At 41.5% G+C, this 26,804-nt stretch carries 26 protein-coding genes; 13 read left to right on the top strand and 13 right to left on the bottom strand.

What is annotated here, in order from left to right; translation table 11 throughout:
- The 4 genes from VB693_RS10735 to VB693_RS10720 all read right to left on the bottom strand — a co-directional run.
- Nucleotides 1-1,018, bottom strand: a 1,018-nt coding sequence (locus VB693_RS10735) for an ABC transporter ATP-binding protein (RefSeq protein ID WP_190696010.1), incomplete at its 3' end; no start/stop codon positions are given.
- 173 nt (nucleotides 1,019-1,191) lie between these two features.
- A complete protein-coding gene (locus VB693_RS10730) occupies nucleotides 1,192-2,061 on the bottom strand; it encodes a DUF4351 domain-containing protein (protein ID WP_323266250.1) in 870 nt (289 codons plus the stop codon).
- 134 nt (nucleotides 2,062-2,195) lie between these two features.
- A complete protein-coding gene (gene cydB / locus VB693_RS10725) occupies nucleotides 2,196-3,209 on the bottom strand; it encodes a cytochrome d ubiquinol oxidase subunit II (protein ID WP_323266249.1) in 1,014 nt (337 codons plus the stop codon).
- A 141-nt stretch (nucleotides 3,210-3,350) separates the two neighbouring features.
- A complete protein-coding gene (locus VB693_RS10720) occupies nucleotides 3,351-4,796 on the bottom strand; it encodes a cytochrome ubiquinol oxidase subunit I (protein WP_323266248.1) in 1,446 nt (481 codons plus the stop codon).
- A gap of 196 nt (nucleotides 4,797-4,992) precedes the next feature.
- Here VB693_RS10720 and VB693_RS10715 point away from each other — a divergent pair, with 196 nt between their 5' ends.
- A complete protein-coding gene (locus tag VB693_RS10715) occupies nucleotides 4,993-6,315 on the top strand; it encodes an AAA family ATPase (RefSeq protein ID WP_323266247.1) in 1,323 nt (440 codons plus the stop codon).
- Nucleotides 6,309-7,022 (top strand): hypothetical protein, encoded by a 714-nt coding sequence (locus tag VB693_RS10710; RefSeq protein ID WP_323266246.1) that lies wholly within the window; start codon nucleotides 6,309-6,311, stop codon nucleotides 7,020-7,022. The genes VB693_RS10715 and VB693_RS10710 overlap by 7 nt, the downstream gene beginning before the upstream one ends.
- Before the next feature lie 88 nt (nucleotides 7,023-7,110).
- Here the strand turns inward: VB693_RS10710 and ald are convergent, their stop codons facing one another.
- Nucleotides 7,111-8,202: an alanine dehydrogenase gene (gene ald, locus VB693_RS10705; protein WP_323266245.1), complete on the bottom strand. Its 1,092-nt coding sequence runs from the start codon at nucleotides 8,200-8,202 to the stop codon at nucleotides 7,111-7,113.
- 288 nt (nucleotides 8,203-8,490) lie between these two features.
- Between ald and VB693_RS10700 the strand changes: the two genes are divergently transcribed.
- The 3 genes from VB693_RS10700 (at nucleotide 8,491) to VB693_RS10690 (ending at nucleotide 10,581) form a co-directional block, all read left to right on the top strand.
- Nucleotides 8,491-8,661 (top strand): chlorophyll a/b-binding protein, encoded by a 171-nt coding sequence (locus tag VB693_RS10700; RefSeq protein ID WP_010996510.1) that lies wholly within the window; start codon nucleotides 8,491-8,493, stop codon nucleotides 8,659-8,661.
- A 315-nt stretch (nucleotides 8,662-8,976) separates the two neighbouring features.
- Nucleotides 8,977-9,273 (top strand): hypothetical protein, encoded by a 297-nt coding sequence (locus tag VB693_RS10695; protein WP_323266292.1) that lies wholly within the window; start codon nucleotides 8,977-8,979, stop codon nucleotides 9,271-9,273.
- Between the two features lie 252 nt (nucleotides 9,274-9,525).
- Nucleotides 9,526-10,581 carry a WD40 repeat domain-containing protein gene (locus VB693_RS10690; RefSeq protein WP_416233381.1) on the top strand — a complete coding sequence of 352 codons (1,056 nt, stop codon included), beginning with the start codon at nucleotides 9,526-9,528 and terminating at the stop codon, nucleotides 10,579-10,581.
- A 62-nt stretch (nucleotides 10,582-10,643) separates the two neighbouring features.
- On the opposite strand, the gene VB693_RS10685 is transcribed toward VB693_RS10690, so the two are convergent.
- From VB693_RS10685 to petB, 4 genes are all read right to left on the bottom strand, one after another.
- Nucleotides 10,644-11,099, bottom strand: a complete 456-nt coding sequence (locus tag VB693_RS10685; RefSeq protein WP_323266244.1) for an anti-sigma regulatory factor — start codon at nucleotides 11,097-11,099, stop codon at nucleotides 10,644-10,646.
- A gap of 143 nt (nucleotides 11,100-11,242) precedes the next feature.
- Nucleotides 11,243-11,434, bottom strand: a complete 192-nt coding sequence (locus VB693_RS10680) for a hypothetical protein (protein WP_323266243.1) — start codon at nucleotides 11,432-11,434, stop codon at nucleotides 11,243-11,245.
- A 64-nt stretch (nucleotides 11,435-11,498) separates the two neighbouring features.
- Nucleotides 11,499-11,981, bottom strand: coding sequence for a cytochrome b6-f complex subunit IV (petD, locus tag VB693_RS10675; protein ID WP_323266242.1), 483 nt, complete (start codon nucleotides 11,979-11,981; stop codon nucleotides 11,499-11,501).
- A gap of 251 nt (nucleotides 11,982-12,232) precedes the next feature.
- Nucleotides 12,233-12,880, bottom strand: a complete 648-nt coding sequence (gene petB / locus VB693_RS10670; RefSeq protein WP_190561121.1) for a cytochrome b6 — start codon at nucleotides 12,878-12,880, stop codon at nucleotides 12,233-12,235.
- 365 nt (nucleotides 12,881-13,245) lie between these two features.
- Here petB and ctpA point away from each other — a divergent pair, with 365 nt between their 5' ends.
- Nucleotides 13,246-14,493, top strand: a complete 1,248-nt coding sequence (ctpA, locus tag VB693_RS10665; protein ID WP_190695995.1) for a carboxyl-terminal processing protease CtpA — start codon at nucleotides 13,246-13,248, stop codon at nucleotides 14,491-14,493.
- Nucleotides 14,494-14,594: 101 nt separating this feature from the next.
- Here the strand turns inward: ctpA and VB693_RS10660 are convergent, their stop codons facing one another.
- Nucleotides 14,595-15,263 carry an MBL fold metallo-hydrolase gene (locus VB693_RS10660; RefSeq protein ID WP_190695992.1) on the bottom strand — a complete coding sequence of 223 codons (669 nt, stop codon included), beginning with the start codon at nucleotides 15,261-15,263 and terminating at the stop codon, nucleotides 14,595-14,597.
- 166 nt (nucleotides 15,264-15,429) lie between these two features.
- On the opposite strand from VB693_RS10660, the gene VB693_RS10655 reads away from it, so the two are divergent.
- Complete coding sequence (locus tag VB693_RS10655) at nucleotides 15,430-16,908, top strand: site-2 protease family protein (RefSeq protein ID WP_323266241.1); 1,479 nt, start codon at nucleotides 15,430-15,432, stop codon at nucleotides 16,906-16,908.
- 216 nt (nucleotides 16,909-17,124) lie between these two features.
- Here the strand turns inward: VB693_RS10655 and VB693_RS10650 are convergent, their stop codons facing one another.
- Nucleotides 17,125-17,688, bottom strand: coding sequence for a phycobiliprotein lyase (locus tag VB693_RS10650; RefSeq protein WP_323266240.1), 564 nt, complete (start codon nucleotides 17,686-17,688; stop codon nucleotides 17,125-17,127).
- 71 nt (nucleotides 17,689-17,759) lie between these two features.
- Nucleotides 17,760-18,440, bottom strand: a complete 681-nt coding sequence (locus VB693_RS10645) for a HEAT repeat domain-containing protein (protein ID WP_323266239.1) — start codon at nucleotides 18,438-18,440, stop codon at nucleotides 17,760-17,762.
- Between the two features lie 249 nt (nucleotides 18,441-18,689).
- Between VB693_RS10645 and VB693_RS10640 the strand changes: the two genes are divergently transcribed.
- The 5 genes from VB693_RS10640 to VB693_RS10620 all read left to right on the top strand — a co-directional run bounded on the left by VB693_RS10640 (nucleotide 18,690) and on the right by VB693_RS10620 (nucleotide 22,971).
- The gene (locus VB693_RS10640; RefSeq protein WP_190695980.1) at nucleotides 18,690-19,208 is read left to right on the top strand and encodes a ferritin-like domain-containing protein; all 519 of its coding nucleotides are present in this window, start codon (nucleotides 18,690-18,692) and stop codon (nucleotides 19,206-19,208) included.
- Nucleotides 19,209-19,928: 720 nt separating this feature from the next.
- The gene (locus tag VB693_RS10635; RefSeq protein ID WP_323266238.1) at nucleotides 19,929-20,312 is read left to right on the top strand and encodes a hypothetical protein; all 384 of its coding nucleotides are present in this window, start codon (nucleotides 19,929-19,931) and stop codon (nucleotides 20,310-20,312) included.
- Between the two features lie 139 nt (nucleotides 20,313-20,451).
- The gene (locus VB693_RS10630; protein WP_323266237.1) at nucleotides 20,452-21,849 is read left to right on the top strand and encodes a hypothetical protein; all 1,398 of its coding nucleotides are present in this window, start codon (nucleotides 20,452-20,454) and stop codon (nucleotides 21,847-21,849) included.
- Between the two features lie 166 nt (nucleotides 21,850-22,015).
- The gene (locus VB693_RS10625; protein WP_323266236.1) at nucleotides 22,016-22,459 is read left to right on the top strand and encodes a cyclic nucleotide-binding domain-containing protein; all 444 of its coding nucleotides are present in this window, start codon (nucleotides 22,016-22,018) and stop codon (nucleotides 22,457-22,459) included.
- Between the two features lie 107 nt (nucleotides 22,460-22,566).
- Nucleotides 22,567-22,971, top strand: a complete 405-nt coding sequence (locus tag VB693_RS10620) for a phosphodiester glycosidase family protein (protein WP_323266290.1) — start codon at nucleotides 22,567-22,569, stop codon at nucleotides 22,969-22,971.
- A gap of 25 nt (nucleotides 22,972-22,996) precedes the next feature.
- Here VB693_RS10620 and VB693_RS10615 read toward each other — a convergent pair whose 3' ends face one another.
- Nucleotides 22,997-24,391, bottom strand: a complete 1,395-nt coding sequence (locus tag VB693_RS10615; protein ID WP_323266235.1) for a cobyrinate a,c-diamide synthase — start codon at nucleotides 24,389-24,391, stop codon at nucleotides 22,997-22,999.
- Between the two features lie 206 nt (nucleotides 24,392-24,597).
- On the opposite strand from VB693_RS10615, the gene VB693_RS10610 reads away from it, so the two are divergent.
- The gene (locus tag VB693_RS10610) at nucleotides 24,598-26,763 is read left to right on the top strand and encodes a glycoside hydrolase family 10 protein (RefSeq protein WP_323266234.1); all 2,166 of its coding nucleotides are present in this window, start codon (nucleotides 24,598-24,600) and stop codon (nucleotides 26,761-26,763) included.
- Nucleotides 26,764-26,804: the final 41 nt, after the last annotated feature.

Genomic DNA, 26,804 nt, shown 5'->3' with positions numbered 1-26,804 from the left:
AACGCATATTCTGCTTTTTCTCAGCTTTAGGATCCCGGTTGGCGACTCCTGCTAGTTCGGCATCCATGAGGGTGCGTCCAGTGGCGGCGAGGTAGACATCATCTAGGCTAGGACGGGATTGGGCAATGCCAAAGATTGGTAAACCTGCATTGTTTAATGTTTGTTGGACATTAATCAGAGCATCATTTTGCGGTGTTACTACCAAGTTGAGCGAGTTACCTTGAGCGTTGTTGATGATGACTTCTTTAACAAAAGATAATTCTTGTAAGATTTCTTTGGCTTGTACTGCTTCTTCTGTAGGGGAAAACTCGCGGATGCGTAAGGTGATGCGATCGCCTCCTACTCTATCTTTTAATTCTGAAGGTGTACCCACAGCAATCACTACGCCCCTGTCAATAATAGCGACGCGATCGGCTAATGCGTCAACCTCTTCTAAATAATGGCTGGTAATTACTACCGTTGTTCCTGATTCCCGCAACTTCCGCAAGAATTCCCACACCACGAAACGGCTTTCTATGTCAAGTCCTACTGTGGGTTCATCTAACACTAAAACATCTGGTGCATGAAGTAACCCAGCCGCCAAGTCTAGACGCTTGCGTAAACCCCCAGAGTAAGTTCCGGTTTTTTTATCAGCGTATTCTTGTAAACCGAGTAAATCTAATACTGTCTGAATACGCTGTTTGGCTACTGCGCCTGGGAGGTGATAAAGCGCGGCTTGCAATTGTAGCAATTCGCGTCCTGTTAACACTTTATCTAAAGCGACTTCTTGCGCTATATAGCCTAGCCGTTGTCTAGCTACTCTGGGGTTATCCAACACAGAAATACCAGACACTTCAATTTTGCCTGCATCTGGTGTAGTGAGGGTACACAATGCACGCAGAGTAGTTGTTTTACCTGCACCGTTGGGGCCGAGTAACCCAAAGATTTCTCCTGGTTCCACCTGGAAGGAAACATCCTTAACGGCTTCAACAGTACCGTAACGCTTTTGTAGATTTTGAATTAAAACGGCGGCAGCCATGACAGCTAAACCCTAACTATACAATTCGCAACAATATCTATATATATTGTAGTGGAGTGGTGTGAGGTCAGGCGATCGGATGGCTACACTTCCTCTATTTTATGAACCTCTGACTAGCATAGCTACACAATAGCAACCAATGAAAGAAACACTTCCTTCTTACCTGTCACCTGTCACCTGTCACCTGTCACCTTTGGAAGTGGGGAGATATTCGCTAAGTAATTCACTAAATCACTGGGACTAGTGAAATCTAACAAAGCCTCAGCTAACTCTTCTAGTTGAGTAATCGATAAAGTGCGAATCTGTTGTTGTGTTTCTGGCTCAATTGCACCAAAGCGACGTGTCAACTGACGTAAAATTAGTTCTAACGCTTCCTGTTTCTTTCCTCGTTCTTCTCCCTGTTTTAATCCTTTCTGCAAAATATCTTGGTAAATCACCGACTCTTGCATAATTTCCTCGCTAAAAAGTTGAGTAATTAAGTTTTTCTCAAACCGCAAACCAGCTAGAACTTGTACACAAGCGGATATATTCTGTCGTTCGTCCGTTTCTTCAATCATATCGACAGCCGCCGCGACTTGGGTTAACAAATCTGTGGGTGATTCAGTTCTCGCCAATGTCGCCAGTGGTAAAAGTGCGGGATTAGCTAGCAGTGGTATAGGGTCTTCCTCCCACAATCTCATCGTTTGATATCTGTGTGTAGTATTAGTATCTACATACTGAGTCTTCAACACAATTTCTGAGGAGGTGGGTTGGAGAAAAATTAACACCTGTTTAATCTCGCACCAGTATTGACGTTTTAATCTGGTGTAGTAATCCAGCATCCGAAAATCGAGTGGGGGTGTGGATTTAGGTGTAGTCTGAAACTCTAAGTGTAAGATTTGATTAGCAATTTGTAGGAATGTCACCGAATCAGCGCGAATGGGTTCGAGAGTAAGTTCGGTTTTAAGTACCTCAATATCTGTTGTCTCAGATGCGAGTAACCATCTGGCAAAATCGGCTGGGTAGGTTTCGGCTAGGTATTTGCAGGTATTATCGTAACTCAAGGCGATCGCTGATTAAATCAATATATACACATCTTGCACTATTGCGATCACCTCCGGTGGGCGGGTACGCCATCGTCTCCGACCGACTATTGCAGCAAAAAGGACTAAAGTCCTTACTACGAACCGGTAAGAGTTTATTCCCCGTAGCCATTACCAGTCACCTTACCCCGGAAAACAATGTACTGATAAAGGTTATAGAACAACATCACCGGAATCAGAAAGCCGATAAAAATGATCATAATTACCAACGAGCTAGGATCAGCAGCCGCCTCATAAATGGTAATCTGCGGGGGAATAATGTAGGGAAAAACAATTAATCCCAAGCCAATGAATGACAACACAAATAATAGAATCGTCCAGACAAAAGGTGCGCGTTCTTCCTTACGGTTTAGACTATTCAAAAGTTGCCAAATTAACCAAACTCCCAAAATTGGAATAATGGCGAAAATATAAACTAGTGGTTGCTGAAATAAACGCGCTCTAGCATTCTCATAAATAAATGGTGTGCTGATAGTAATAAAAATCGCACCTATCAGCGTAGTCAAAGCAGCAAGTTTGGCTGTTTTATAGTGGGTTTCTTGTAATTCTCCTGTGGTTTTCCATACCAAATATGTAGAACCAATCAACACGTAGCCTTGAATCAAAGTTAACGCCACTAACACCGAAGGTAAACTGAACCAATCCCAGGTAGTACCAATAAAGTGTCCCGCCTCATCAACTTTAATTCCTTTAAGTACCGCACCTAAAGCAAAACCTTGGCCGAGTGCAGCCGTAAAACTTCCTGCACCAAAGGCGAGATTCCAAAAAAATTTCCGTCTAGATAATTCCCGAAACTCAAACGCCACACCCCGAAAAATAAATCCAAACACCATGACAAGAATTGGGATATATAAGGCGTTTAAAATTGTGGCGTAAGCCAGGGGAAACGCACCAAACAAACCCCCACCCATGAGAACTAGCCAAGTTTCGTTAGCATCCCAAATGTTGCTTAAGCTAGTCATCAAAATTCCCCGACGTTCATCATCGGAGGAAGTGAGAGATAAAATCCCTACACCCAAGTCAAATCCATCTAGCATGACGTAGAGGAAGAGAAACAGAGCTAAAATCACAAACCAAACTTGCGGAAGAAAATATTCGAGTGTTTCCATAATTAGTGCTGAGTGCTGTTAGCAGTTGCGCGGCGTTTAGCCGGTGCTGATTGTGGAGTGTGGAGTGCTGAGTATAGACAATTAATTAATAATCATTAGTAACTTACCTGTCCCCTGTCACCTGTCACCTGTCACCTACTTCTACTCCCTCGCTTCAACTGGACGCTCATCGGGGACAAACTCGCCAGGGGTGGTATCGATGGCGGGTTTAGTGATTTCTGTTCCTGGGATTGGTAATTCTAGATTTGGCCCTGTGCGGATGATGCGACTACCAAAGTACATGGCTGTGATAAACAAAATTGTATAAACTACGGCGAAAGTAGTAAGCGAAACTAACACGTTACTTGCAGGTAAACGCGAAGCAGCATCAACGGTGCGAATTTGTCCGTAAAGTGTCCACGGCTGTCTACCGACACAACGCACAATCCAACCTGACTCTACAGCTATGTATCCTAAAGGCGCAGCGAATACCCAAGCCAACATTAACCAACGCTGCTGACTAATATTGTCGGCTGCAAGTTTACCACGCAACCATTGCAGGGTACTCAACAACATTAACCCGGCAAAGAAAAAGCCGATCGCAATCATGGTACGGAAAGCGTAGTAAATTAAACCTACCATGTGGGGGCGATCGCTCGCTTTCCACTCTTTCAAACCGCGTAGTGGTTCAGAAAGGTTCTGTTTAAATTCCAGAATGTAACCCAACGCATTGGGAATAGTGATTTCCCAATCATTTTTCTCGGCTTTTTCGTTGGGTATCGCGACTAAACTCCAATCAGCAGGTTGTCCGGCTGGTGAACTGTTCCACTGGGCTTCCATTGCGGCTAGTTTTGTGGGTTGATAGTGATAAACTTGTTCGCCGCTTAGGTGTCCGATGTATATTTGTAATGGAGCAACTGCGATCGCAGCTGCTAAAGCTATTTTCAAAGATTTAGAAAAGAAAGCCTGATGACGTTGCTGAAGAATATACCAAGCACTAATCCCACCAATCACGAATAAAGATGTCTCCAGTGTGGCAAAGAACATATGCAGCACACTGTTGACCATAAACGGATTTAAAATTGCTTGAAAATAATCGTGAACAACAAACTTACCGTTCACTAATTCCCCACCTGCTGGGGTTTGCATCCACGAATTAGCTGTCAATATCCACACAGTGGAAAGGTTTGCACCCACAGCCACCAAAATAGTTGAGAGATAGTGAATTGCAGGATTCACTCTCTCCCAACCAAATAACATAATTCCTAAAAAAGCAGCTTCTAGCATAAACGCCCAAGAAGCTTCAAAACCAATTACGCTTCCAAAAAAGTTACCCACTGCTTCTGAAAAAGGGGCCCAATTCGTCCCAAACTGAAATTCCATCGGGATACCAGTCGCTACACCAATCCCAAAATTCAGCACATAAAATTTAGCCCAAAAGCGAGCATGAAGATAATAGTCGGGATTTTTGGTTTTCAGCCAAATTCCTTCCACAATTACTAAATAGATTCCCATCCCTGTAGTCAGGACAGGCCAAAGCATATGAAAGATTGCAGTCAAAGCAAATTGCATCCGTGATAGCACCACGGAATCGGATAAAAATTCCACTAATGTTCTCCATTAGCTAGCCACCCTAATTAGGATAAACTTTTTAGTCACGGTGCAAATATACCAAAAGGCTGCTTCTATGCTCATGTTTATCGAAATTAGATAATTACCAATTATTTGTGTATCATCAACAATTAATGTGTAAAATTGAAAAATATTATGATTTAACTGGATGACAAATTTATTTCTAAGTTCTATGAATCAACCAATGTTGAGCTTTTTAATAACAAAAAATTATAAAAATCTGTCTTTAAATGAAGCTGTCAAACTCAAAAATCTCAATATCTTTATAGGTTCAAATGGGTCAGGTAAAAGTAACTTTATTAGCTGTTTGAAATTTTTAAAAAATAGCCTGACTACTATTCCTGATGAGAGTCGTGGTGTTAGTAGTTTTGAAGATGCGATCGCTCAAATTGGTGGTAGCAGAATTTTAGATGTCAGTGTTGAAAGTCCTGCTAGAGTAAACTTTGCATATTGTTTTTCTCAAATTGCTGAAAAAAAGGGTAATCCAAATACAGATAATATAATTCTTGATTTAAGTTTTTACATTGCCCAAGAAAAACATAGTCGAGTTGGTATTTTTCAAGAATCTTTATATAGTGGGGAAGAAGAGTTACATAAAACAGGATTGTCTTCACCTTTTTATTATTATAAATTTCATGATATACAAATAGGTAAAGGTTCTGTGGCAGTTTTCAATGTTGATACTACCGGAGAAATAGCCGAAAATCAATTTGCAACTCTAAATAATATACCTATAAACTCTTTAGGATTGTCTATAATCCCCAGACTACTAGAGTCTAGTCCATCTATTATAGTAAACACTTCTCTTTATAAAATTAGGAGAGAGATAATTGAATTTATTTCAAAATGGCAATTTTACAATGCCAACAATATGGATTTAAATGAAATCAGAATGGCAGAACCAAAAATAGGAGGGAGTGATATTTATTTATCTGCATCTGGAGATAATTTACCTCTGGTTATAGATAACTTAATTCAACAGGACATCGATTTTGAAGAAAGTCTTAACCGAGCAATGAAGTCTATTTTACCAAAAAGCCGTCGCCTTCGCCCCACACGTTCTGGTAGATTGTCTTTAACCTTAGAATTGTATTTTGAAGATATAAAAGAAGCTTTTTATCTTAATGAGTTATCAGATGGAACTGTCAGAATGTTATGTTGGGCTACTATCTTACATTCTCCCAACCTACCATCATTGCTAGTAATTGATGAACCAGAACTAGGGTTACACGTATCATGGATGCCAATTTTAGCAGAATGGATTAAAAAAGCTGCCACAAAAACCCAATTAATTATCACTACACATAGTCCTGACCTTTTAGATCATTTTACCGATTGTTTAGACAATATTTTTTGTTTCTATTCAGAAGATAAAACGCATTTTTCTATAAAAACACTCTGCAAAGAAATGCTTAATGAAAAATTAGAAGAAGGATGGCAATTAGGTGATTTATATCGTGTTGGCGATCCCAGTATTGGAGGATGGCCGTGGTAGTATGGGTTTTCTCAGGTGGTGGAGAAGCAGAAGTTAGAGGCTTGATTCCTTTTTTAGAAAAATATTTTCCTGGGTGTAAATTTATCAGAAAAACTCCAGTTCGTCAGAGACCTGGGCCGAAACCAAATAGGGTAAATAGTTATGGCAGAACTGGACAAAGCTTAATTGAGCAAATTAGACGAGAGCTACCTATCGCATTAAAATACGAACCAAATCAATGTGATTTGATTTTAGTTTTTGACGATTTGGATTGTCGCAATCCTATTGAGCAAAGAGAAACGATTTTAGCAACGATATCCGCAATACCAGAATCTACTGAGATAAAAAAAATTGTTGGCTTTGCATCTCCCGAATTAGAAGCTTGGATTATTGCAGATTGGGACAATACAGTAGCTAAACATCCAGATTTCAGAAGTAGAAATGAGCGTATGCGTTGGTGGCTGAGTACGAAAAAGAATATTCCCTTTGCTAAACCAGAATCATTTAGTGAATATGATCGTGAAAAAGATTGTTGTCGAGAAAAACTGTCACAAGCACTAGTTGATTCCAGTGTTCTAGATGAGTTTGATAGTAGTTCAACACGTTTTTCTAAAGGATTGCATACACCAGCATTATTGCTGTATACCAATCCATCAGAAATCCAACAAAAATGCCCTTTATTTCGGGAACTTTATAACTATCTAAATGAATTTTGTCATCAGGATTGAGTGAAAAATTATATTTATATCGCAAAAAATTTCCCTCCTCGTTAGCGAAGAGGGTTTAGAAGAAGAGTTTTACAGGAAATCTGAGAATCTAACTTACCAAATCAGGAAATACTTCTTGCACAGCCGGATGTACTAGACGGTGATTCTGCACATTCAAACCCTTAGCTAAAGCGGGGTTGATTTCTAGTGCTTTGATGCCCAAATTTGCTAACTGCACAACATAAGGTAAGGTACTGTTATTCAGAGCTTGAGTAGCTGTCCAAGGTACTGCTCCTGGCATATTGGGAACGCCATAATGTACTACACCTTCCTCTATATATATCGGGTTGGTGTGGGATGTAGCGTGTAGGGTTTCTACACAACCACCTTGGTCAACGGCAACGTCAACTATGACCGCTCCAGGGCGCATTTGTTTCACCAATTCGCGGTTAACTAAGATTGGTGCTTTCCTTCCCAATACCAAAACTGCACCCACAAGTAAATCTGCTTCTTTCACAGCCGCTTCAATATGAGCAGAGCTACTGTACAGCAATTCAACTCTAGAACCAAATATTGTTTCTAAATAAGATAAACGCTCAACATTTACATCTAAAATTTGTACTGCCGCACCCATCCCAACAGCTATTCTTGCGGCTTCTGTACCGACTACGCCACCACCTAAGATTACTACTTTGCCTGGTTTAACTCCTGGAACGCCACCCAAAAGCACACCTCTACCACCTTGTTGACGTTCCAGGTAGCGTGCGCCAAACTGCACGGCTAGTCTACCGGCAATGATGCTCATGGGAGTAAGTAGAGGAAGTCTGTTTGCACCTGGTTGCTCTACGGTTTCGTAAGCGATCGCACAAATGCCACAATCAATTAAACTTTCTGTTAATTTGCGATCGGCTGCTAAGTGCAGATAAGTAAACAATATCTGCTCTTTTTGTAAAAATTTGTATTCGCTAGTCAGTGGTTCTTTAACTTTCACTACTAATTCTCGATTCCAAACAGCTTCTGCTGTGGAGACAATTTCCGCACCCGCGCTTTGATAGTCTTCATCTGTAAACCCAGCACCACTACCAGCTTGAGTCTCTACAAAAATACTGTGTCCATTTTCTTTCAGCACCCGCACACTAGCAGGACTTAAACCGACTCTAAATTCTTGATCTTTAGTCTCTTTAGGAACACCGATTTCCATGTAACGCCTCTGCTCAATTTTTTATTTAATTTAGCCTGCCAGTATCAGACTGACAGTTCCGTATTAGGGATAGCTATCTACAACATTAGGTTTCCCTATTTCAATTAACTAAACCTCAAAGCACTTATCCCTTGACGATTGCCCAATTATTTCTACAATATATAAAGAATAATTACAAATTATTAACGAGCGTTAGCATAGCTTTTTAAGTTATGTTGAAACTCAAGCCCTGCAATCATCTCACAACTCGCTATTCATTCCCGTTTGCCGAAAAGAGGTTTTTAGAATATGTCACAAACACAACCCACTGTTACACCCAAACTAGAAGAGCCTAAATTTGGCTTTAATGAGTATGCCGAACGTTTAAATGGTAGAGCTGCCATGATTGGATTTCTCTTAATGGTGGTAATTGAGTATGCCACCAATCAAGGTGTTCTCTCTTGGCTTGGCCTTAAGTAGTTCTTAGTGTTGAAGTTGTAAGCTAATAATTAGAAGAGTCTAAACCAGCTGGAACATCTAGCTGGTTTAAACTGTATTAGTTAATAGTGGAATACCTACACACAAGTTACCCTTTATCTTTATGAGGCGTAGTAGAGACTGCTAGTAATAGCTTCAACTTGCAAAAACTTTATGCAAAGGCGTTAATTACTACACGTACTTCTATACTTAAGGAAATTATAATCTTTTTAAGAAGCGTTTTCTTGAGAAGGGTAATTCCCAGGTGAGGTATTCTTGGTCAATCAACAAAAGGTAATCTGGATAAACCAAGCTGTGATGAATGCTGTATTACCTCGTTTTTTAAAGTCAGCCTACCGTAGAGAACCTATAGTCACCATCTTGATGACTATGGGTGTAGTAGATGCCCTAATTGGTGGGTTGGATGATAGTTGGTCATTATTTGCTGTTGGTTTAGGGACAGCAGGTGTTAGCCTTGCTTTTAAGCTGTGGCGCAATAGCCAGCAGCAACGTTCTGCACCAGAAGAGCCTGTAGTACAACATTACCTACCGCCTCGTTCATCGAGTCCGACTTTGCCTATGCTAACTGTGAATAAGAAAAAACCACCTTACTAGTACCGCAAAGCGGAAGTCAAAAGTCAAAAGTCAAAAGTCAAAAGTCAAAAGTCAAAAGTATTATGAAATAGGCTTTTTAGGGATTTTAAATGGTTGGTCTATTTCCGCCGTGGCGAACTACGGAGTGCTGTTAGCAGTAGCGCGGCGTTTAGCCAGTGCTGTTAGCAGCGCAGAGAGTAAAGACGGGATAAATCGCGTCTGTATAAAAGTGTTGAGTTTTGATTTGTGTATTTAATCAGGTGAGGAAAAACAGTGAGGAGTGAGGGAAAAGGTGGCCTGTATTTTATTTTGGCATTCATAGCAGCGATCGCTCTGCCGATAAACCTCTGGCAAGAGTTAAAAATCAATCCTGCTTATGCTAATCCAGTAGTTAATACCCCAGAAACGACAGGAGCATTTACCAATCCCCGCCTCCTTCACAGCCTCGCGGCACATCGGGGAACTGTAAAATCTTTAGCCTTTAGTCCAGATGGTAAAACTCTGGCTAGTGGTGGTGCTTACAATGAGGGGATAATCCGGATGTGGAATCCCATCACAGGCAAAAAGGCGGGTAGTATTACTAAAGCCCAAAAAACGAGTGTGGAATCTTTAGTAATTTCCCCAGATGGGCAAACTTTAGTCAGTTGTGGTAGTGACAACACTATTAACCTGTGGAATATTAAAAACAATAAATTTACACGTTCTTTTGTCGGACATAGTGCTAGTGTCTTGTCCCTAGCAGTATCTCCTGATAGTAAAGTTCTTGTTAGTGGAGCTTTAGATGGGATTCGGATGTGGGATTTGCTACAACAACGCCCACTAGCTACGTTAGTACGCTTCGATAATACAATTCACTCCCTAGCAATGAGTCCCGATGGTCAGACAGTGGCTAGCGGTGACAAAAGAGGTGTAATTAAGCTGTGGAATTTAAGCACTGGTCAGTTAATTAGGACATTTGTCGCCCATACTGACGCAGTGACAGATATTGCTTATACTCCTGATGGACAAAATTTAGTTACTTCCAGCCGCGATCGCACCATCAAACTTTGGAATCTCGCTTCTGAAAACCCAGTGTATACCATCACCGGACACAACAATTGGGTAAATGCCATCGCTATTAACCCCGATGGACGAACTCTTGCTAGTGCTGGTAGGGATGGGATTAAATTATGGAATTTAACTACAGGTGAGTTATTAAATACACTAGTCGGACACAGTGATTGGGTAAGCGCGATCGCTTTTAGTCGTGATGGGCAAATGCTTGCTAGCGGCGGATTTGATGGCAATGTAAATATTTGGGGTAATCCATCAATCACGACACGGAAGTAATATTAAGTAGGGCTACACCAAGCTGTGCGAACACAAATCACGGCAAGACTGCGGTATTAGTCTCACCTTTGTGATTCTTGAAGATACTTGAGGATTACCAGACAATTTCTCGCATCATCGCTACGTTCATAAACAACACGATCAGCCAAACGTCGCAGCAGAAACCAACCATAGCCGCCTACTTGTAGAGTACCTGGTGCTGGTTCTGCGATCGCATCTGGGTTAAAAGGCTTGCCATGATCCCAAATTTTAATTTCTAACCTGTCAACCCATAGATTTACTTCAATTTCTATGGTTGTCTCTGGCGGTAACGTATGGTGGGCGTGACGAACTGCATTTGTAAAACCTTCTGCTAACGCCAAGTTGAGGCGATACAGTTGGGTTTCTGACCAGCCAAGTTGAAATAAGTGTTTTAGGCAAAAGTCCTCAAACCATTGTTGTACTTGGTTTAAGAGCTTTAGTTCGCTTTTTACTTTGAGATGGTCTTGCTGCATAATGCCAAGCGTTGACCGTGGCATGAATTTAATATGTACAAGAATGTCTGTAATTTATTGTTCTTCAATCTATTTTAAATTTTGAAATAACTTTCGGATTCAAAATAAAAAATTTAACTAGACAGAATTGGGGACAAATTAATTCAAAATTCAGAATCAAAGAACTCTTAGGGAATGGTAACTAGGGAAGCCGGGGGGAGAAAAATTCCATGCCCAATTCCCAATTTCCAATTCCCCATGCCCAATTCCCAATTCACTAAAATTGACGCTTGTTGATTGTTTTCAAAAGTACATATACCGAAGAACTGAACGACAGTTTTGTCGTAGACACCCAAGGGTGGCTTGTCATCAGACATCATAACTTCAGATATGCACTCTTGAAAACTACAAGCGTCAAAGAAGTTTTTGACGACTAGCTTCAGCTTAGAACAAGCCCAAGGTCAAGGATTTGTCTAAAGGTAAAGCAGCACCAATACCTAGCCACAGAGTCACCAGAGTTCCAAACAAGAAAACTGTGGTTGCTACTGGACGGCGGAAGGGGTTTTGGAATTTATTGACGTTCTCAATAAAGGGAATGAGGATTAATCCCAAAGGTACAGAAGCCATTGCTAGCACTCCCAACAATTTGTTAGGAAGCGATCGCAAAATCTGGAATACTGGGTATAAATACCATTCTGGCAGAATTTCCAGTGGTGTGGCGAAAGGATTGGCTGGTTCACCTGTCATGGCAGGATCTAGAACAGCTAGAGCCACAATACAAGCAAATGAACCCATGATTACTATTGGGAATACATATAGTAGATCATTTGGCCAAGCTGGTTCACCGTAGTAGTTGTGACCCATACCTTGGGCGAGTTTAGCTCTTAACTTGGGATCGCTCAGATCGGGTTTTTTTTGGATTGACATATTGGAAATGCGCTCTCCTGCGGAGTTTTCAGTTAAAGCTTTGATGGCAGCCATCAATATCATTCAGGCAAACCTAAAGTCAAACTAGCCCTGCTGCTGTGTTTTTGGGTAGCCAACCTTAAGTCTCAAATACGAGCATTTACCGTGAGGGAAACTGTGAGCCATTAATTGCTGATTTCTCATCAGTTTAAACTAAATGACTCGCTCTTGTAACTGAGTGCTGTTGCCTGTTCGCATTAAGGCTGATGAAATTACAAGGGGCCGGAAATACCTTGTTTACGGATCATCAAGAAGTGGAACAGCATGAAGACCGCAATTAACCAAGGCAATACAAAGGTGTGCGCGCTGTAGTAACGTGTCAATGTTGCTTGACCGACACTAGAACCACCACGTAGTAGGTCGGAGATGAGTACGCCGACTACGGGAATTGCTTCTGGCACACCACTGACGATTTTCACCGCCCAGTAACCAACCTGATCCCAAGGCAGAGAATAACCTGTAACACCGAAGGAGACGGTAATCACAGCTAGGATAACACCACTTACCCAAGTTAATTCACGGGGCTTTTTAAAACCACCGGTCAGATACACGCGGAAGACGTGCAGAATCATCATTAACACCATCATGCTGGCAGACCAGCGATGGATGGAGCGAATTAGCCAACCGAAGTTCACCTCATTCATGATGTACTGTACTGAGGAGTAAGCTTCAGCCACAGTTGGCTTGTAGTAGAACGTCATGGCGAAGCCAGTGGCGAACTGAATTAGGAAGCACACCAGGGTGATGCCACCTAGACAGTAAAAGATGTTGACGTGGGGAGGGACGTACTTGCTTGTGACATCTTCAGCTAACGCCTGAATTTCCAAGCGTTCCTCAAACCAGTCGTAAACGTTGGCCATACAATCTCAAGTTCCTAAAAATCGGTTGCGGTTGATTCAATCTCCCAATTAGCAGTTTTGGGATTTTCTTGTAAGAGGATTTTGTTCGTTTGCTTTTGCACTTTGAGAGTGCTAAAAGTTTAGAAACTTAACACTCTGTAAATATGGAATATATTACGTTCCCTTTGCAAGCCAACACCCTTAGTGGTGGGTACAAAGTAGATTTTATCTTTTGTTGAGGTGGTTATTCACATGGTTTCTCTAACAACTTGATGAGAACAATGCACCACTTCTATAAAAAAAGTAACATAATCGAGAGATAGATTTCATCAACGACGTGGTGACTGGGGAATTCTTAGGCAATTTGGGTTGAGGTGACATTGATAATGGGGTTCATGCACAAACAGGTTTTTCGGCTCGGATTTTCACTATTAGTGGCTTTTGGTTTAGTTTTTGGCACACTCATCCAACCAGCAGACGCATTGACGGAGGAACAAAAACTAGTTTCAGAAGTTTGGCGAATTGTCAATCGTGCTTATCTGGACGATACTTTCAATCATCAAAACTGGGCAGCAGCCAGACAAAAGGCACTCGCAAAGCCCTTTAAAGACCAAAAAGCCGCATATGTGGCCATTCAAAATATGCTCAAGAGCCTTGATGACCCTTTTACTAGGTTTTTAGACCCTGAGCAGTACCGCAGTTTGCAGGTTAATACTTCTGGAGAACTAACTGGAGTAGGTTTACAAATTGCCCTCAATGCCCAAACTGGTCAATTGGAGGTAGTATCACCCATAGAAGGTTCACCAGCAGATAAAGCGGGAATTCAACCGCGCGATCGCATTATCAAAATTGAAGGCATTTCTACAGAAAATTTGACCCTAGATGAAGCCGCCGCGAGGATGCGCGGGCCGATTGGTAGTTTAGTCACGCTATTAATTGAACGAGATGGAGATGGCGAAAAGGAAATTAGAGTCATGCGCGATCGCATCGCTCTGAACCCTGTTGTAGCGGAATTACGCTCGTCCCCTGAAGGTAAATCTATTGGCTATCTGCGCCTCACACAATTTAATGCCAACGCCTCTACAGAGTTGGCACACGCCATTTCTAGTCTAGAAAAAAAAGGCGCAGATGCCTATATTTTAGATTTACGAAATAATCCCGGTGGCTTACTACAAGCCGGCATTGAAATAGCCCGTCTGTGGTTAGATTCAGGCACTATAGTCTACACCGTCAACCGCCAAGGTGTTCAAGGCAATTTTGAAGCCTTTGGCCCAGCTTTGACAGACGATCCTTTAGTAATTCTAGTCAATCAGGGAACTGCCAGTGCCAGTGAAATTTTAGCCGGCGCACTCCAAGACAACGATCGCGCTAAGTTGGTAGGTGAAACTACCTTTGGCAAAGGTTTAATTCAATCTTTATTTGCACTTTCTGATGGTTCTGGTTTGGCTGTGACAATCGCCAAGTATGAAACGCCTACCCATCGAGATATTAATAAATTAGGGATTAAACCAGATCAGGTGATTTCCCAACCACCCCTCCAGCGCAACCAGATTGGTACAGAGTCAGATTTGCAATATCAAGCTGCTCTGGAATTGTTGCAGAAAAATTCTGTGGTAGCAGGTGCAAAGGTTTAGGGGATTGGGGACTGGGGACTGGGGTGATTGATGAATATTAATCCCATCCCCTATCTCTAAAATTCTTAATTCTTAATTTTGAATTTATAATGCCCAATTGCCTACAACAATGTTTGTAAATCAATTGCTGCCAGCCGTTGATAAGCTTGGTCTATAACTCGCTTACCTCGCAAAAATCCGGTGTTCGCACCAGGACAAATATACTGAAGTGTTTCGGGTGTGAAGAGTTCTAGTAGTGCTTGTAGGCTTTTAATTTGTCGTGGCCAATGAAATGTCTTTGCGGTTCGTAATGGCACTGGTTCGCCTTGCAGATTGGGGACTAAATGACGGCCTGAAAACAGCACGCCTCCCATATTGTTATAGTGTAAGCAAGATGAACCAGGAGAATGTCCTGGTGTCCAAATTAATTTGGTTGTGGCATCTAAAGTCAGTTCTTGAGTAAAGGTAGTGACTGTCAAACCGGGTAATAAATAAGCTTCTTGTTCTTGAATTAGTACCTCACAAGCAAAATTTTGCTGAATTTCTGAGGTTTTACCCATAGCACCCCGATGGGTGAGGAATAAGTATTTTATGCCTCCATGCGATCGCAAAAAATCTTGATTTATTTGGTCTAGTGATGGGCAATCTATGAGGATATTCCCTTCATTTCTTACAATAAAATAAGAAGTCCCCCCTAATGTGTCCCGATTTGGTGGAAAGGCAAAAATATTTTCTAAGATAACCCGTGGTGACTTGGTTGTAGAACTTGGTGATTGAGATTGGGGGAACATGAGCAAATGTGGGGATTAGGGAGTAGGTAGAGACGCGACTAATTACGTCTCTACTAGGGAGTAGGGTGTATTCAACAGGTAAGAAGCTGAGAAAATAATATTTCTTGCTTTTTACTTTTGCCTTCTTCTATTAGGAGGCTGTTTTTTCCAAATTAATGAAGAGCAAATGACATTTTGGTTTCTCCTCCTATTGGGATTGGCTACTTATCTAATGGTGCAGCGCAGTGTTGCTAATATCACCCGCACACCAATTTGGTTGTTGTGGTTGGTATTAATGACACCAGCATTATTGTTGAGTGGTTGGACGTTGGCGTATGGAGTAAAACAACCTCCACCGCCATCACTGATTATCTGGCCTGCAATCATCTGCCTTTTGTTATACTGGCTGTTGTTTCAGTGGGGACGGCAACCGCCGAGGGATATACAGACTCAAGCCCAAACCCCAGAATCACAATCGGCTATCCATCCTACCGCAGAACAAGTACCTGTGCGCCCCATTGAACCGACGGAAGAAACCCAATTGCGAAATTGTTTTCCCTGGTCTATTTACTACATCCAAAACATTGAGTATAGACCCCAGGCAATTATTTGTCGCGGTCAGTTGAGAACAACACCTATTCAAGCCTATCAGCAGATTAGAGCAAATATTGAATCACGATTTGGCGATCGCTTCTTGATTATTTTTCAAGAAGGTTTTAATGGTAAACCCTTTTTTGTGTTAGTTCCTAACGCACAAGCAGCTAAAGAGGGAAGTGTCAAGAAGCCAGAAAAATTAACCCGCCCTGGACTAGCTTTATTACTGGTGTTAGCAACTTTAGTCACTACTTCCTTGGTGGGGGTAAAAATGGCTGGCATCGATCCCAAAACCCTAGCATCAAACCCAGCGATACTTTTGCAAGGTTTACCCTATGCTTTAGGTCTGATGACTATCTTGGGTATCCACGAACTTGGACATTATTTAACCGCTAAGTTTTACAAAATTCGCTCCACTCTGCCGTATTTTATACCCATACCATTTTTCTTGGGAACTTTTGGGGCATTCATTCAAATGCGGAGTCCCATTCCCAACCGTAAGGCTTTATTTGATGTGAGTATCGCCGGCCCAATAGCTGGGTTTCTCGCCACACTACCCTTAATTATGTGGGGGTTGATTCACTCAGAGATAGTTCCCATGAGTGATAAAACAGGTCTATTAAACCCCGATGCTCTCAATCCTAAATATTCCATTCTTTTAGCGATACTATCCAAAATAGCTTTAGGCAGCGAATTAACGACAAAATCAGCAATTGATTTACATCCCGTCGCTGTAGCTGGTTTTTTGGGTCTAATTGTGACAGCTTTGAATCTCATGCCTGTGGGACAGCTAGATGGTGGTCATATTGTCCATGCCATGTTCGGACAACGTACTGCTATGCTGATTGGGCAAATTTCCCGTCTGTTGCTGCTAATGTTGTCTTTAATCCAGCCAGAATTCTTTGTGTGGGCAATTATTTTACTGTTCATCCCCTTGATTGATGAACCCGCCTTAAATGATGTCACGGAATTAGATAATAGGCGGGACATCTTAGGCTTAATGGCAATTGCTTTGCTAGTGATTATTATATTGCCAATGCCACAGGCGATCGCTAATTTGTTGCAAATTTAGCAGGAATGAGTGAGTAGTGAGTGCTGAGTGCTGAGTGCTGAGTAGTGAGTGCTGAGTAGTGAGTAGAAAATGCCCAGTATCAGTATTAGCTGCCTTCAGTAAATATCCTGTCCTTTCTTAGCGGTTTTTTAACTCCGCAAGGGCTTATGCTCTAGCTACACTAACAGCACCCAGCACTCAGCACTCAGCACTCAGCACTCAGCACTCAGCACTCTCTTAACTTGCTGAATTAGCAGCTTCAGAAGCTTTCTTCGCAGGCGCAGCAACACCCATGCGAATCTCAGAAGTAAAGGAAGCTAGACTTGAACCATCAAAATGTTTCAAGACACTTACCCGCATCCGTAAATTAGGGCTGGCAAACCACAAGCGTTCTTCAGACGTCATAGTTTCGGATTCTGTAATTAGAGTCAATGCTTCATCACTGCCCATTTTATACCGACCAGCTACAAGTGTTTTCTCGGCATCACCCATTGCTCGCAGTAGTCTGCCTTCATTGGGTTTATCATCATCCGGGACAGTCACTAATATAGTAGAGCGAGTGTGTTTTTTGTCCTCTAATCCCATTGTGCCGTTCCAGGTAACTTTTATGCTAAAAAAGGCAGCACTAGGAGAAATTTCATATTGTTGACACAGTGTGATAACTTCTGGGTGATCTGCTGTCAGTGTCTCAATAATCACCTCCGATTTACCGTCTTGCGATTGTTTAAAAGCTAAATTGTGACTAGTACGATGGGAAAACCATTTACCAGCACTCAATTCCAAAAATTCTTCAATATTCATAATGGAAATTACCCTGCATCAAAATCCGAAAAATCCCACTTATTATTAAAAAGCAGTTAGAGGTTTTAATACTAGACTTGATTATCTCTTTGCTCAAGTCGTGTCAGTGAAATCTGAGCTGCTTCCGCAACGTGGGGATGACTATCTTTTGCTAAATACTTGAGAGCTGATACACTCTTATCCGTAGGCAGATGACCCAAAGATTCCGCCAGTCTTTGCCTGACCAACCAATCATCTGATTGAGCAAAGCGTAGCAGATTATCTACCGAATCGATATCTTGAATTTCTCCGAGAGCTGAGATGGCAGCTTGTTGTAAGACAACTTCTGGGCTATCTAAAGCTTGAATTAAGATTTTACTTGCCCGTGGATCTTTAAGATTACCCAAGGAAACAGCCGCACTAAAGCGTACTAACCAATCAGTATCTTCATAAAATGCTCGTGCTAGCACCTCAAAGGCTCTAGTATCACCCAAATAGCCCAAAGCACCGGCAGCATCTGCACGCATACCATAATCTGGGTCATTTTCGAGAATGTTAGCCAAAATTGGATAACATTCTGTTGTTGGCTTGATGCCTAGGGCAAATATTGCCATCGATCGCAGCTGCAAAGATTCATCATCTAAGACTTTTTTGATGAGAGGTACAGCATCTTCAGCTGGTATGTGTCGCAAATTAGCCAACGCTACCATGCGATCGCGCAAATTTGGACTTTCTAACTGAGAGGAAATTTCCTGCAATTGTGGAACAGTCATTTAATTATCAGCGCATTCTTAATCTATCTTTACTTTACTTTACTAACGCTCTCATGTGGGATGAGGGACAAGGTAGAGAGTAACTCATGTCCCAATGACTAATGATTATGTATTTTACTTAGCATTCATAATTAACAGTCAGTTGTTCCTCTGGTATGACGAGAAGAGAGAATTGATTGGCGAAGGTAGAACGTAGTTTAAAAGTACAAACACCAAATCACTTGGTGTCCAAACCCCAGGAGAAGAACTATGGTTCAACTAAGTGAACGCCCCGTTAGCAAAATCACTAACTTACAAGAGAAATTTATCTACGAAGTTGGTGCTATGTACGATGCGGAACAACGCTTTTGGGAAGCGCAGCAGATGATGTTGCAGTGTTGTCAAAACAGCCAGTTGAAGTCTTTGATTGAGACTCATATTCGAGAAACAGAACAACAGATTCAAAATTTAGAACAAGTGTTCAACGCTTTAGGACAGCAACCAAAGCGGATCACTTGTGATGCTGCGGCTGGTCTGGTCAGTGATGGTCAAAAATTCATGCTACTAGCTGCGGAAAGTCAGAAAGTTCTCACCTTGGGACTGGCTGGATGTCAAGCTAAGGTCGAACAATTAGAAATTGCTTGCTACCGTGGTTTGATTCAAGTTGCTGAACAGATGGGACAACAAAAAGTTGTCCAACTGCTACAGCAAAACTTGCAGCAGGAAGAACAGACAGCTAAAAAAATAGAGCAGCAGATGCCGCAATTACTTAAGGAGTGTAAGTCATAAAAGGAAACAGGTAACAGCTTACAGGTGACAGGGAAAACTAAGCCGCTCACTTAGGCTAATTATCCTCTTTGCTGAGTGCTGTTAGCGGTAGCGGGGCGTTTAGTCGGTGCTGAGTAAGAAGATTGCTCAGTACTTTCGCACTCGGTAAAAGCCCCGCCCCTCCCTACGAGACGCTGCGCGAATGTAGGCAGTCTTTTAACTCAGCACTCTTCATGAAAGTTTATTTATGCTTGATTACCGAACTTTTTGCAGTTTGCAAATACAACAATTTATACTTGATCCCTGGGTATATTATCAAAAAAGTATCCAAGCGAGTTCACATATTCAGTGATAATACATAGAATCTCTATTTAAAAGCTTCTTAAATTCTAACAATACAGATAATTCCACAGTTAATTAGATGAATATTTGACCATCTTCAATTTCTTAATTCAGTAATGACAAATATCTTTTAAGTAGTTAGACTTCATTTCATAAAGAGATTACCGAAAGGTGAAGAGCTGAAGTTGTAAGACAGCAACTTTAAAAATAGGTTTAGAGTTCAGTATTTCACTTAAATTAACCGTAGTTGTTCCGCTACGGTTTTTTTATTTTGCTATAAATACTCATTTTTGATATTTTCGCTTGTATCGCTAAGTAAAGATTTTCTAGTGATTTTACCACACCGAAAACAATACTTTATGAATAAAAATAAAGTATAGCTTTACAAAAATATTAATTATGTGGTTTAAAAAAATTGGTGGATTGGTTGCGCTACTCTCATTATCATTTAGTGGTATAGCAATAGCTGAAACCTCAAAAGATAACTTTTACCTGCAAGTAGGTTCTAATAGAAATGGTGATCCAATTGTTTTAGATTTGGCATCTGTCAAAGGAACTGAATATACTCTGTTAGAACAGCATGGTAATGGAATAGCAAGGAGAACTCTTCGTGCTGCTTGTATCCAAGGCAGATTGTTCTCTAGAAGATTGGCTGTCTATGGATCTAATGGTCATTTGCATCGTGTTGATAAAACAGAGCAAGAAATTTTTCCTAAACCCAGAAGTGCTGATGCTAACTCTATGGAAATTGTTTGTCGGGTAGAAGCTAACAAGACAAAGTAATTGCTTTTTTTGCATTGCCATTTGTTGGGAATTTACTTAGGTTATTTTTCCTTATTTAGAAGAAATATATAGTCATTTTTACAGAAACTTTTGTGAGATTTTAAGAGTCTTGACATTACAAATTCTGTAAAAATCACCAATGTCTCCTAATAACCAGGGAATTCCCGGATTACCAGATTTAACACATCCAACAGAGCTACTTCAAATTGGTTCTCAATTACTCCCGGCTTTTATATTATTAGTATTTTTAGTCATAGCTTTGGGAGTAGCGATCGCTATAATCAGTTTTACGTTACGAAGTCATCCAGCAGAACAAAAAGTTGTCATTGGTGACTGGACAATTCGTTACTCACAAATTTTATGGGGATTGCAGCATCTATCGTTGGTATTAGTGCTGTTGGTTGCAGGATTTTTTCTGTGTTCCACTTTAAGCAATCGTTATCACCATTGGGAACAAGCCAAAGTTACTCAAGTAGCTCAAAGTGTCGCTGGGGATAAGCTAGAACAAAGTGTCCCCCAAGTGCGCTATGTGATGCAGGAGGCCTTTAGCTATACAACTCAGGTGAATGGCAAAATAGTTAAAGTTAACGACAAGCGAGAAGTTAACCGTTTACTAGCGTTGGCAGGGTCACAAATTCTAGTAAAGTTAGATCAAAGTACAGATGTACAGAACCGTAGCGCAATTTACCGCGTAGACTATACTGCTGAATACAAAGTAGTTAACCGCCTCAATAATATCGATAGTTTCTTCTTTGAAGCACAGCCACCCATTGGCTATTCACTACTGTCTAACTATAAAATAGAGCGCGATCGCACCAGACTAGAGTCTGTCGAACCAGGGAATTATAGTTTTGCTTTCCAGTTAAAACCAAGGGAAGAAACTAGCTTTCGCGTCACATATCAAGCGCAAGGCGGATCACGTTGGGTTTATAACGCCGCACGACAGTTGCTTTCTAACTTCCGTCTGACAGCAATTGCTAACTTTCCTGGTGCTGACTTTGCGAGTGGTATTATCCCCAGGGAGACGAAACTTGATGGACGCAACACTCAATTTACTTGGATATTCGACGATAACGTGTCTGTGAAAAATCCCTTTGGAGTCTTCACCAACACTAACCCCATTCGTGAAACTGGTATTCTTCCGAGGTTGTTATTGCTTGCGCCAGCTTTATTTTTGTGGTGGATATTGTTACTTTATTTATCCATTCCCATGAATTTAAAAAATGTCGCGATCGCTGCTAGTATCTTCTTTGCTTGTCTGTTGACTTTAACCTATCTCAGCCGCTTTATGAATGCTGAGTTGGCTTGGACAATGATTTCCCTGATTTTACTCACATTATCATGGGGATTGGGTTACAGTCGTAGTGCTTCTCTAGCGGCAGTTATCTGTACTATTGCTGGGGGAATATTACCCGTTTTCGGCTTACTAGTTCCGTTTAGCGGTTTGACTTTAAGTTTCGCTGGTTTGTTGTCCGCTATTTGGTTAGCTGTACGTCACTGGTATGTTTGGTATGCTTTGCAACCTGAAGATAAATAATTTGGTGCAAATATTTATTATTGTGATGTGAGTGGCTGCGATCGCACCCCTAATTTGCCACTTTTCAAAGTAGCGTATACTTGCTAACAACTGACATTGATATTTTGAGTATCTGTTGTGTCATTTCTGCATCTACCCATCAGGAGTATATACCACAGCATAAATTATGCTTAGTAGCGTTGATCGTTTATTGTTTGTCCGCCGAGTCCCAATTTTTAAGGAACTGCGGGATGATTTTATTGTGCGCTTGACTTCAGTGATGCACGAGTTGCATTTTCCCGCCAATCACACCATCTTCAGACAGGGAGAAGAAGGGCGATCGCTATATATAGTTGTCTCAGGTAGAGTGAAAGTTCATATTGGCGATAAACAACTCGCAGTTGTAGATCAAGGTAAATACTTTGGGGAGATGGCAGTATTTGATACTCAACCCCGTTCGGCTAACGTCACAACTTTAGAATCTTGCGAATTTTTGGAACTGACCCAAGAGCAACTTTATGATGCCATTGAAGAGACTCCTGAAATTGCAGTGAATATTATTCGTGAGTTATCGCGTCTGGTTCGCCGACTCAATGAAAATATCAACGTCACGGTTTCAGGTCGGCATTAATGCAGCAGAGAATAGGTGACGGGATAGGGTTTAATATGAAAATTTATATCTCTTGAGAATTGATGTTGTGTGTGTTCGCAGCAGTAAAATCAACTTTCTTTTGATTTATATCTGAGTCAAATCTAGCATTCTCTAAATTTGCACCTCTGAAAGACGTATTAGTTTTTCAAGGAAAACCAAAAATAAATATTTATGCAAATTCCTCAAACGACAAACCATATTCGAGAGTAGTTGCAGCTACCGACAAAGCAGGTAAGAAATTGTGGTTAGTTTTAGTAGATGGTAAACAACCACTATATAGCGAAGGATTTACTAAAAGAGAATTAACCCAATTTATGGCAAAATTGGGTGTTTATAATGCCATAAATCTCGATGGAGGCGGTTCTACTACATTGGTAGTAGCAAACCCAGACAAAGAGGGAAAGCCAAAAATTTTAAACGCTCCCACCCATACTAAAATACCAATGCGCGATCGCCCAGTTGCTAATCATCTGGGATTTTATACGGATTAACGATTAATAAAGAATGCGTAAGAGTTTAATTCTGAACCCAATATTGACGACATTGACGCATAAACTGTTGGGGAATTTCTACACTTTCCCCCCAGTGCAGATGAATATAAGAAGCATGAATATTTATTGGTAAACCCCATCCCTCACATCCGAGATTCTCTGCCACATCGTAGCGATAAGTTGTAAATAAAGGCTGATCAGGATTTGATATGAGATGAGAACGATGGAACTCATGTCCATAAATATTTGTTCCTGCATTGACTAACAGGCTATCTTGTAAAGCCACAGCGCGACGATAGCCCAAAGTCAGCTTTTTATCCATCATCGCAGATGTAGGCAATATTCCCACCATCGGCCAAGATTCACCCTCAAAATCCACTATTTGCTCACACAAATACATCAATCCCCCACACTCTGCAATGGTGGGCATTCCTGACACAATAGCTTGTTTGACGCTATCACGGGCATTCGTATTAGCTGCTAATTGTTGAGCAAATACTTCTGGAAAACCACCCCCAAAATACATTCCCTGCACACCTTGGGGTAATTCATCTGCTAAGGGACTCCAAAAGACCAATTCTGCACCTAAATGTTGCAGGATATCTAAATTATCTTGATAGTAGAAATTAAAAGCGTGATCGCGTGCTACGGCAATTTTAACTGTCCCTATCTTTCGTGTTACCGAATTTCCCGATTCCCAGTCCCCAGTCCCCAGTCCCCAGTCCCCAGTCTTTAACAAGGGTAATAAAGTTTGCCAGTCAAAGCAAGTATCACCTAAATCAGCGAGGCGAGTGATTACAGCATCTAATTCGGGGAGTTCTGCGGTAGGGATTAAACCTAAATGGCGATCGGGAATTGTAATATTATCTTGACGACGTAAAACGCCAAGAATAGGTAAATGTAAAGGTTTGAGGGAATCTTTCAAGAGAGAGAGATGGCGATCGCTACCTACACGATTCAGCACTAAACCAGCTATTTTAATTCTAGGGTCAAAGGAGCAATAACCGTGAGCGATCGCTGCCACCGAACCAGACAAGCGACTACAATCAAGCACCAACACCACAGGTAAATCTAAAAGTCGCGCAATGTGTGCCGTACTAGCAAAATCAGTGCTAAGTAAATTGTCTTCCCCAGTCCCCTTCACCCCATCAAACAACCCCATCACCCCTTCAACTAAAGCATATTCACTTTCTTGATGATGAGTAAAACACTGACGAACGTAGGCTGCTGAAGTCAACACTGGGTCTAAATTCCGACACGCACGACCTGTAACGTAAGTATGAAACATCGGGTCAATATAATCTGGCCCGACCTTAAAAGATTGCACTACAGCACCACGCCGACATAAAGATGCTAAAAGGGTAAGCGTGACTGTTGTCTTACCCACTCCACTACGTTCCCCAGCAATAACTAAAGCCATAAAAGCAGGATAGGAGGTGTTTACTTAGAGGAGTAGTATACCGCCTCATCCGAGATTCTGACTTGGCACTACTTACCTACTAGTTGCGTCACTTTCGTAGTAAGGACTTTAGTCCTAATTTTTCTAAGAACTAAAGTCCTTACTACAAACTTAAATAGAAGGTTGTAAATTAAGCTCATTTATTAAGTATAAATATTTAGACAGTAATGCCGAATCAATTCCAGCACAAAAATAGAAGTTTTTCCCCCTACTCCCTCTTTCCATTCCTTAAGCGTCTTCTCCCAGTGTTGTTTGCCATATCATTGTCTACAACCGTTCTACTAGGCAACTTCACTCCCGCAACTGCTCAATTACCACAGTCACCTCGTCAAGAAATTCGTGGGGTTTGGCTGACGAATAATGACTTTAACATTCTTAGAGATCGCGCTAAAGTACAGGATACATTTGCTCAGTTACGGCGGTTGAACTTTAATACAGTCTACCCAGTGGTTTGGAATGATGGTTATGCAAAATATCCCAGTGCGGTAACGCAACGCATGGGCATTCCTTTTTTCTTCAAAGGGACAGAAGGGCAAGATGTAATTGCAGATATTGTTAGTCAAGCCCGCCGTCAAGGTTTACTAGCGATACCTTGGTTTGAGTTTGGTTTCATGACTCCCCTAACTTCAGAACTAGCATCCCAGCATCCAGAGTGGTTGACACAAAAGGGGGATGGTACTAAAACTTCAATCTCAGCTGCGGGTGAGGTAGCATGGCTGAATCCTTTTCGCCCAGAAGTGCAACAGTTTATTACTGACCTGGTAGTAGAAATCATTAGTAAATATGACGCTGATGGTATTCAATTTGACGACCACATGAGTTTACCTGTTGATTTTGGGTACGACAAATACACAATTAACTTGTACACTCAGGAAACTGGGAGTCCCCCGCCGCCTAATCCTCAAGCCCAAGTGTGGATGAAATGGCGGGCAGATAAAATCACAGCCTTCATGGTGCAACTTAACCAAGCTGTGAAAGCCAGAAAACCCAGGGCAATTTTCTCGGTTTCTCCCAATTACTATAACTTTGCTTACAAATTTCAACTCCAAGACTGGCTTAATTGGGTGCGGTTGGGTGTTGTTGATGAGTTGGCAGTACAGGTTTACCGGGATGATTTGCAAAGTTTTGTTAGTACAATTATTACCCCAGAAATTATAGAGTCACAAAAAATAATACCTACTGCTATAGGTATTATGACGGGGTTGAGAAATCGTCCAGTTTCCATACAACAAATTCAGTCTCAAGTACGGGCGGCTCAAGAACGTGGTTTAGGTGCAGTCTTTTTCTACTACGAAAGCCTTTGGGACTATGGTACAGAACCAGTGGCGCAGCGTCAGGCTGGGTTTCAAGCACTGTTTCCTAATCCGGTGGTACGTGATACTTCCCAAGTCATAGCCCGTAAACCCAGTTTTGATACTGTATCAGTTCCTTTATATCCCAGGGGTGCAAGCGGTTATTTCCTAGAGGTGGCAGTAGCTAACGGTCAGCCTAGGCGTATTCTAATGGATACAGGCTCTGCGGGGCTAAGAGTTCCTAGGGAGTTTTTAGGCAATGCCCCCATTAACAGAACGGGTCAAATAGTTAGGGAGGTGTTAAGTGATGGTACTATCTTAGAAGGAGAGATAGTTTACACTAATTTACGGATTGGTTTGATTGCCACTGAAGAACCTGTTCCTGTGCAAGTCGTTACTAGCCGCCAATGTACCCCGCAAAAACCTAATTGTTCTGCCAAAAGTGGCACACCGTTTGCTGGTATTATCGGAGTCAATTATGGGGAACGCACACTTCCCTATAATCCCTTAAGAAAACTACCAGGAAATCTGAGTAATGGATTTATAGTTACAGGTAATCGTGGTAGTAGTAACGGTAGTCTGATTCTCGGCTTGACAGCACAGAATCGAGCAGGGTTTAAAATAGCCTCTCTGAGTCAACAACCCGTGATTAATGGTATTCCTGGCAACAGATGGGATTCTAGACTCAATGGAGTTTGTTTAGCGATCGCAGCCAGTTCTATGAAAAATACCTGTAATGCCAGAATGGTAGTTGATTCTGGGATAAACAGCAGTTTGATTGACTTTAAAACTGCTTCCCTAATGGGTAAACTCAAACCAGGAAGATTACGCCCACAAAATACGGTGAAACTATCAATTCCTCAAATTTTTAACTACAGCATTACCCCAGGAAACACCAATGGGTTGAATGTGTGGAATGTCAATGTTGTTCCACAGCTAGACCAACCTGTGGTGGTGAATAGTGGGATAGGATTTTTCAACAGATATGATGTACTGTTTGATCCAGTCAATGGAAGACAAGGTTTTCGCGATCGCGCTTAAAACCTAATACCCCCATGCTGAAAATTTAGCTCACCACTCAC

The organism is Anabaena sp. UHCC 0399 (genome assembly GCF_034931465.1).
Classification (GTDB): Bacteria; Cyanobacteriota; Cyanobacteriia; order Cyanobacteriales; family Nostocaceae; genus Trichormus; species Trichormus minutissimus.
Note: the sequence above shows the minus strand (reverse complement) of the source record. Positions and strands in the feature narration are given on the sequence as shown.

Bases quoted from the DNA above. Each gene is read 5' to 3' on its own strand.
- cydB (WP_323266249.1), bottom strand. From the start codon at position 3,209: ATGGAAACACTCGAATATTTTCTTCCGCAAGTTTGGTTTGTGATTTTA.
- VB693_RS10715 (WP_323266247.1), top strand. From the start codon at position 4,993: ATGAATCAACCAATGTTGAGCTTTTTAATAACAAAAAATTATAAAAAT.
- ald (WP_323266245.1), bottom strand. From the start codon at position 8,202: ATGGAAATCGGTGTTCCTAAAGAGACTAAAGATCAAGAATTTAGAGTC.
- VB693_RS10700 (WP_010996510.1), top strand. From the start codon at position 8,491: ATGTCACAAACACAACCCACTGTTACACCCAAACTAGAAGAGCCTAAA.
- VB693_RS10695 (WP_323266292.1), top strand. From the start codon at position 8,977: ATGAATGCTGTATTACCTCGTTTTTTAAAGTCAGCCTACCGTAGAGAA.
- VB693_RS10685 (WP_323266244.1), bottom strand. From the start codon at position 11,099: ATGCCACGGTCAACGCTTGGCATTATGCAGCAAGACCATCTCAAAGTA.
- VB693_RS10680 (WP_323266243.1), bottom strand. From the start codon at position 11,434: ATGATGTCTGATGACAAGCCACCCTTGGGTGTCTACGACAAAACTGTC.
- petD (WP_323266242.1), bottom strand. From the start codon at position 11,981: ATGTCAATCCAAAAAAAACCCGATCTGAGCGATCCCAAGTTAAGAGCT.
- petB (WP_190561121.1), bottom strand. From the start codon at position 12,880: ATGGCCAACGTTTACGACTGGTTTGAGGAACGCTTGGAAATTCAGGCG.
- ctpA (WP_190695995.1), top strand. From the start codon at position 13,246: ATGGGGTTCATGCACAAACAGGTTTTTCGGCTCGGATTTTCACTATTA.
- VB693_RS10660 (WP_190695992.1), bottom strand. From the start codon at position 15,263: ATGTTCCCCCAATCTCAATCACCAAGTTCTACAACCAAGTCACCACGG.
- VB693_RS10655 (WP_323266241.1), top strand. From the start codon at position 15,430: ATGACATTTTGGTTTCTCCTCCTATTGGGATTGGCTACTTATCTAATG.
- VB693_RS10650 (WP_323266240.1), bottom strand. From the start codon at position 17,688: ATGAATATTGAAGAATTTTTGGAATTGAGTGCTGGTAAATGGTTTTCC.
- VB693_RS10645 (WP_323266239.1), bottom strand. From the start codon at position 18,440: ATGACTGTTCCACAATTGCAGGAAATTTCCTCTCAGTTAGAAAGTCCA.
- VB693_RS10640 (WP_190695980.1), top strand. From the start codon at position 18,690: ATGGTTCAACTAAGTGAACGCCCCGTTAGCAAAATCACTAACTTACAA.
- VB693_RS10635 (WP_323266238.1), top strand. From the start codon at position 19,929: ATGTGGTTTAAAAAAATTGGTGGATTGGTTGCGCTACTCTCATTATCA.
- VB693_RS10630 (WP_323266237.1), top strand. From the start codon at position 20,452: ATGTCTCCTAATAACCAGGGAATTCCCGGATTACCAGATTTAACACAT.
- VB693_RS10625 (WP_323266236.1), top strand. From the start codon at position 22,016: ATGCTTAGTAGCGTTGATCGTTTATTGTTTGTCCGCCGAGTCCCAATT.
- VB693_RS10615 (WP_323266235.1), bottom strand. From the start codon at position 24,391: ATGGCTTTAGTTATTGCTGGGGAACGTAGTGGAGTGGGTAAGACAACA.
- VB693_RS10610 (WP_323266234.1), top strand. From the start codon at position 24,598: ATGCCGAATCAATTCCAGCACAAAAATAGAAGTTTTTCCCCCTACTCC.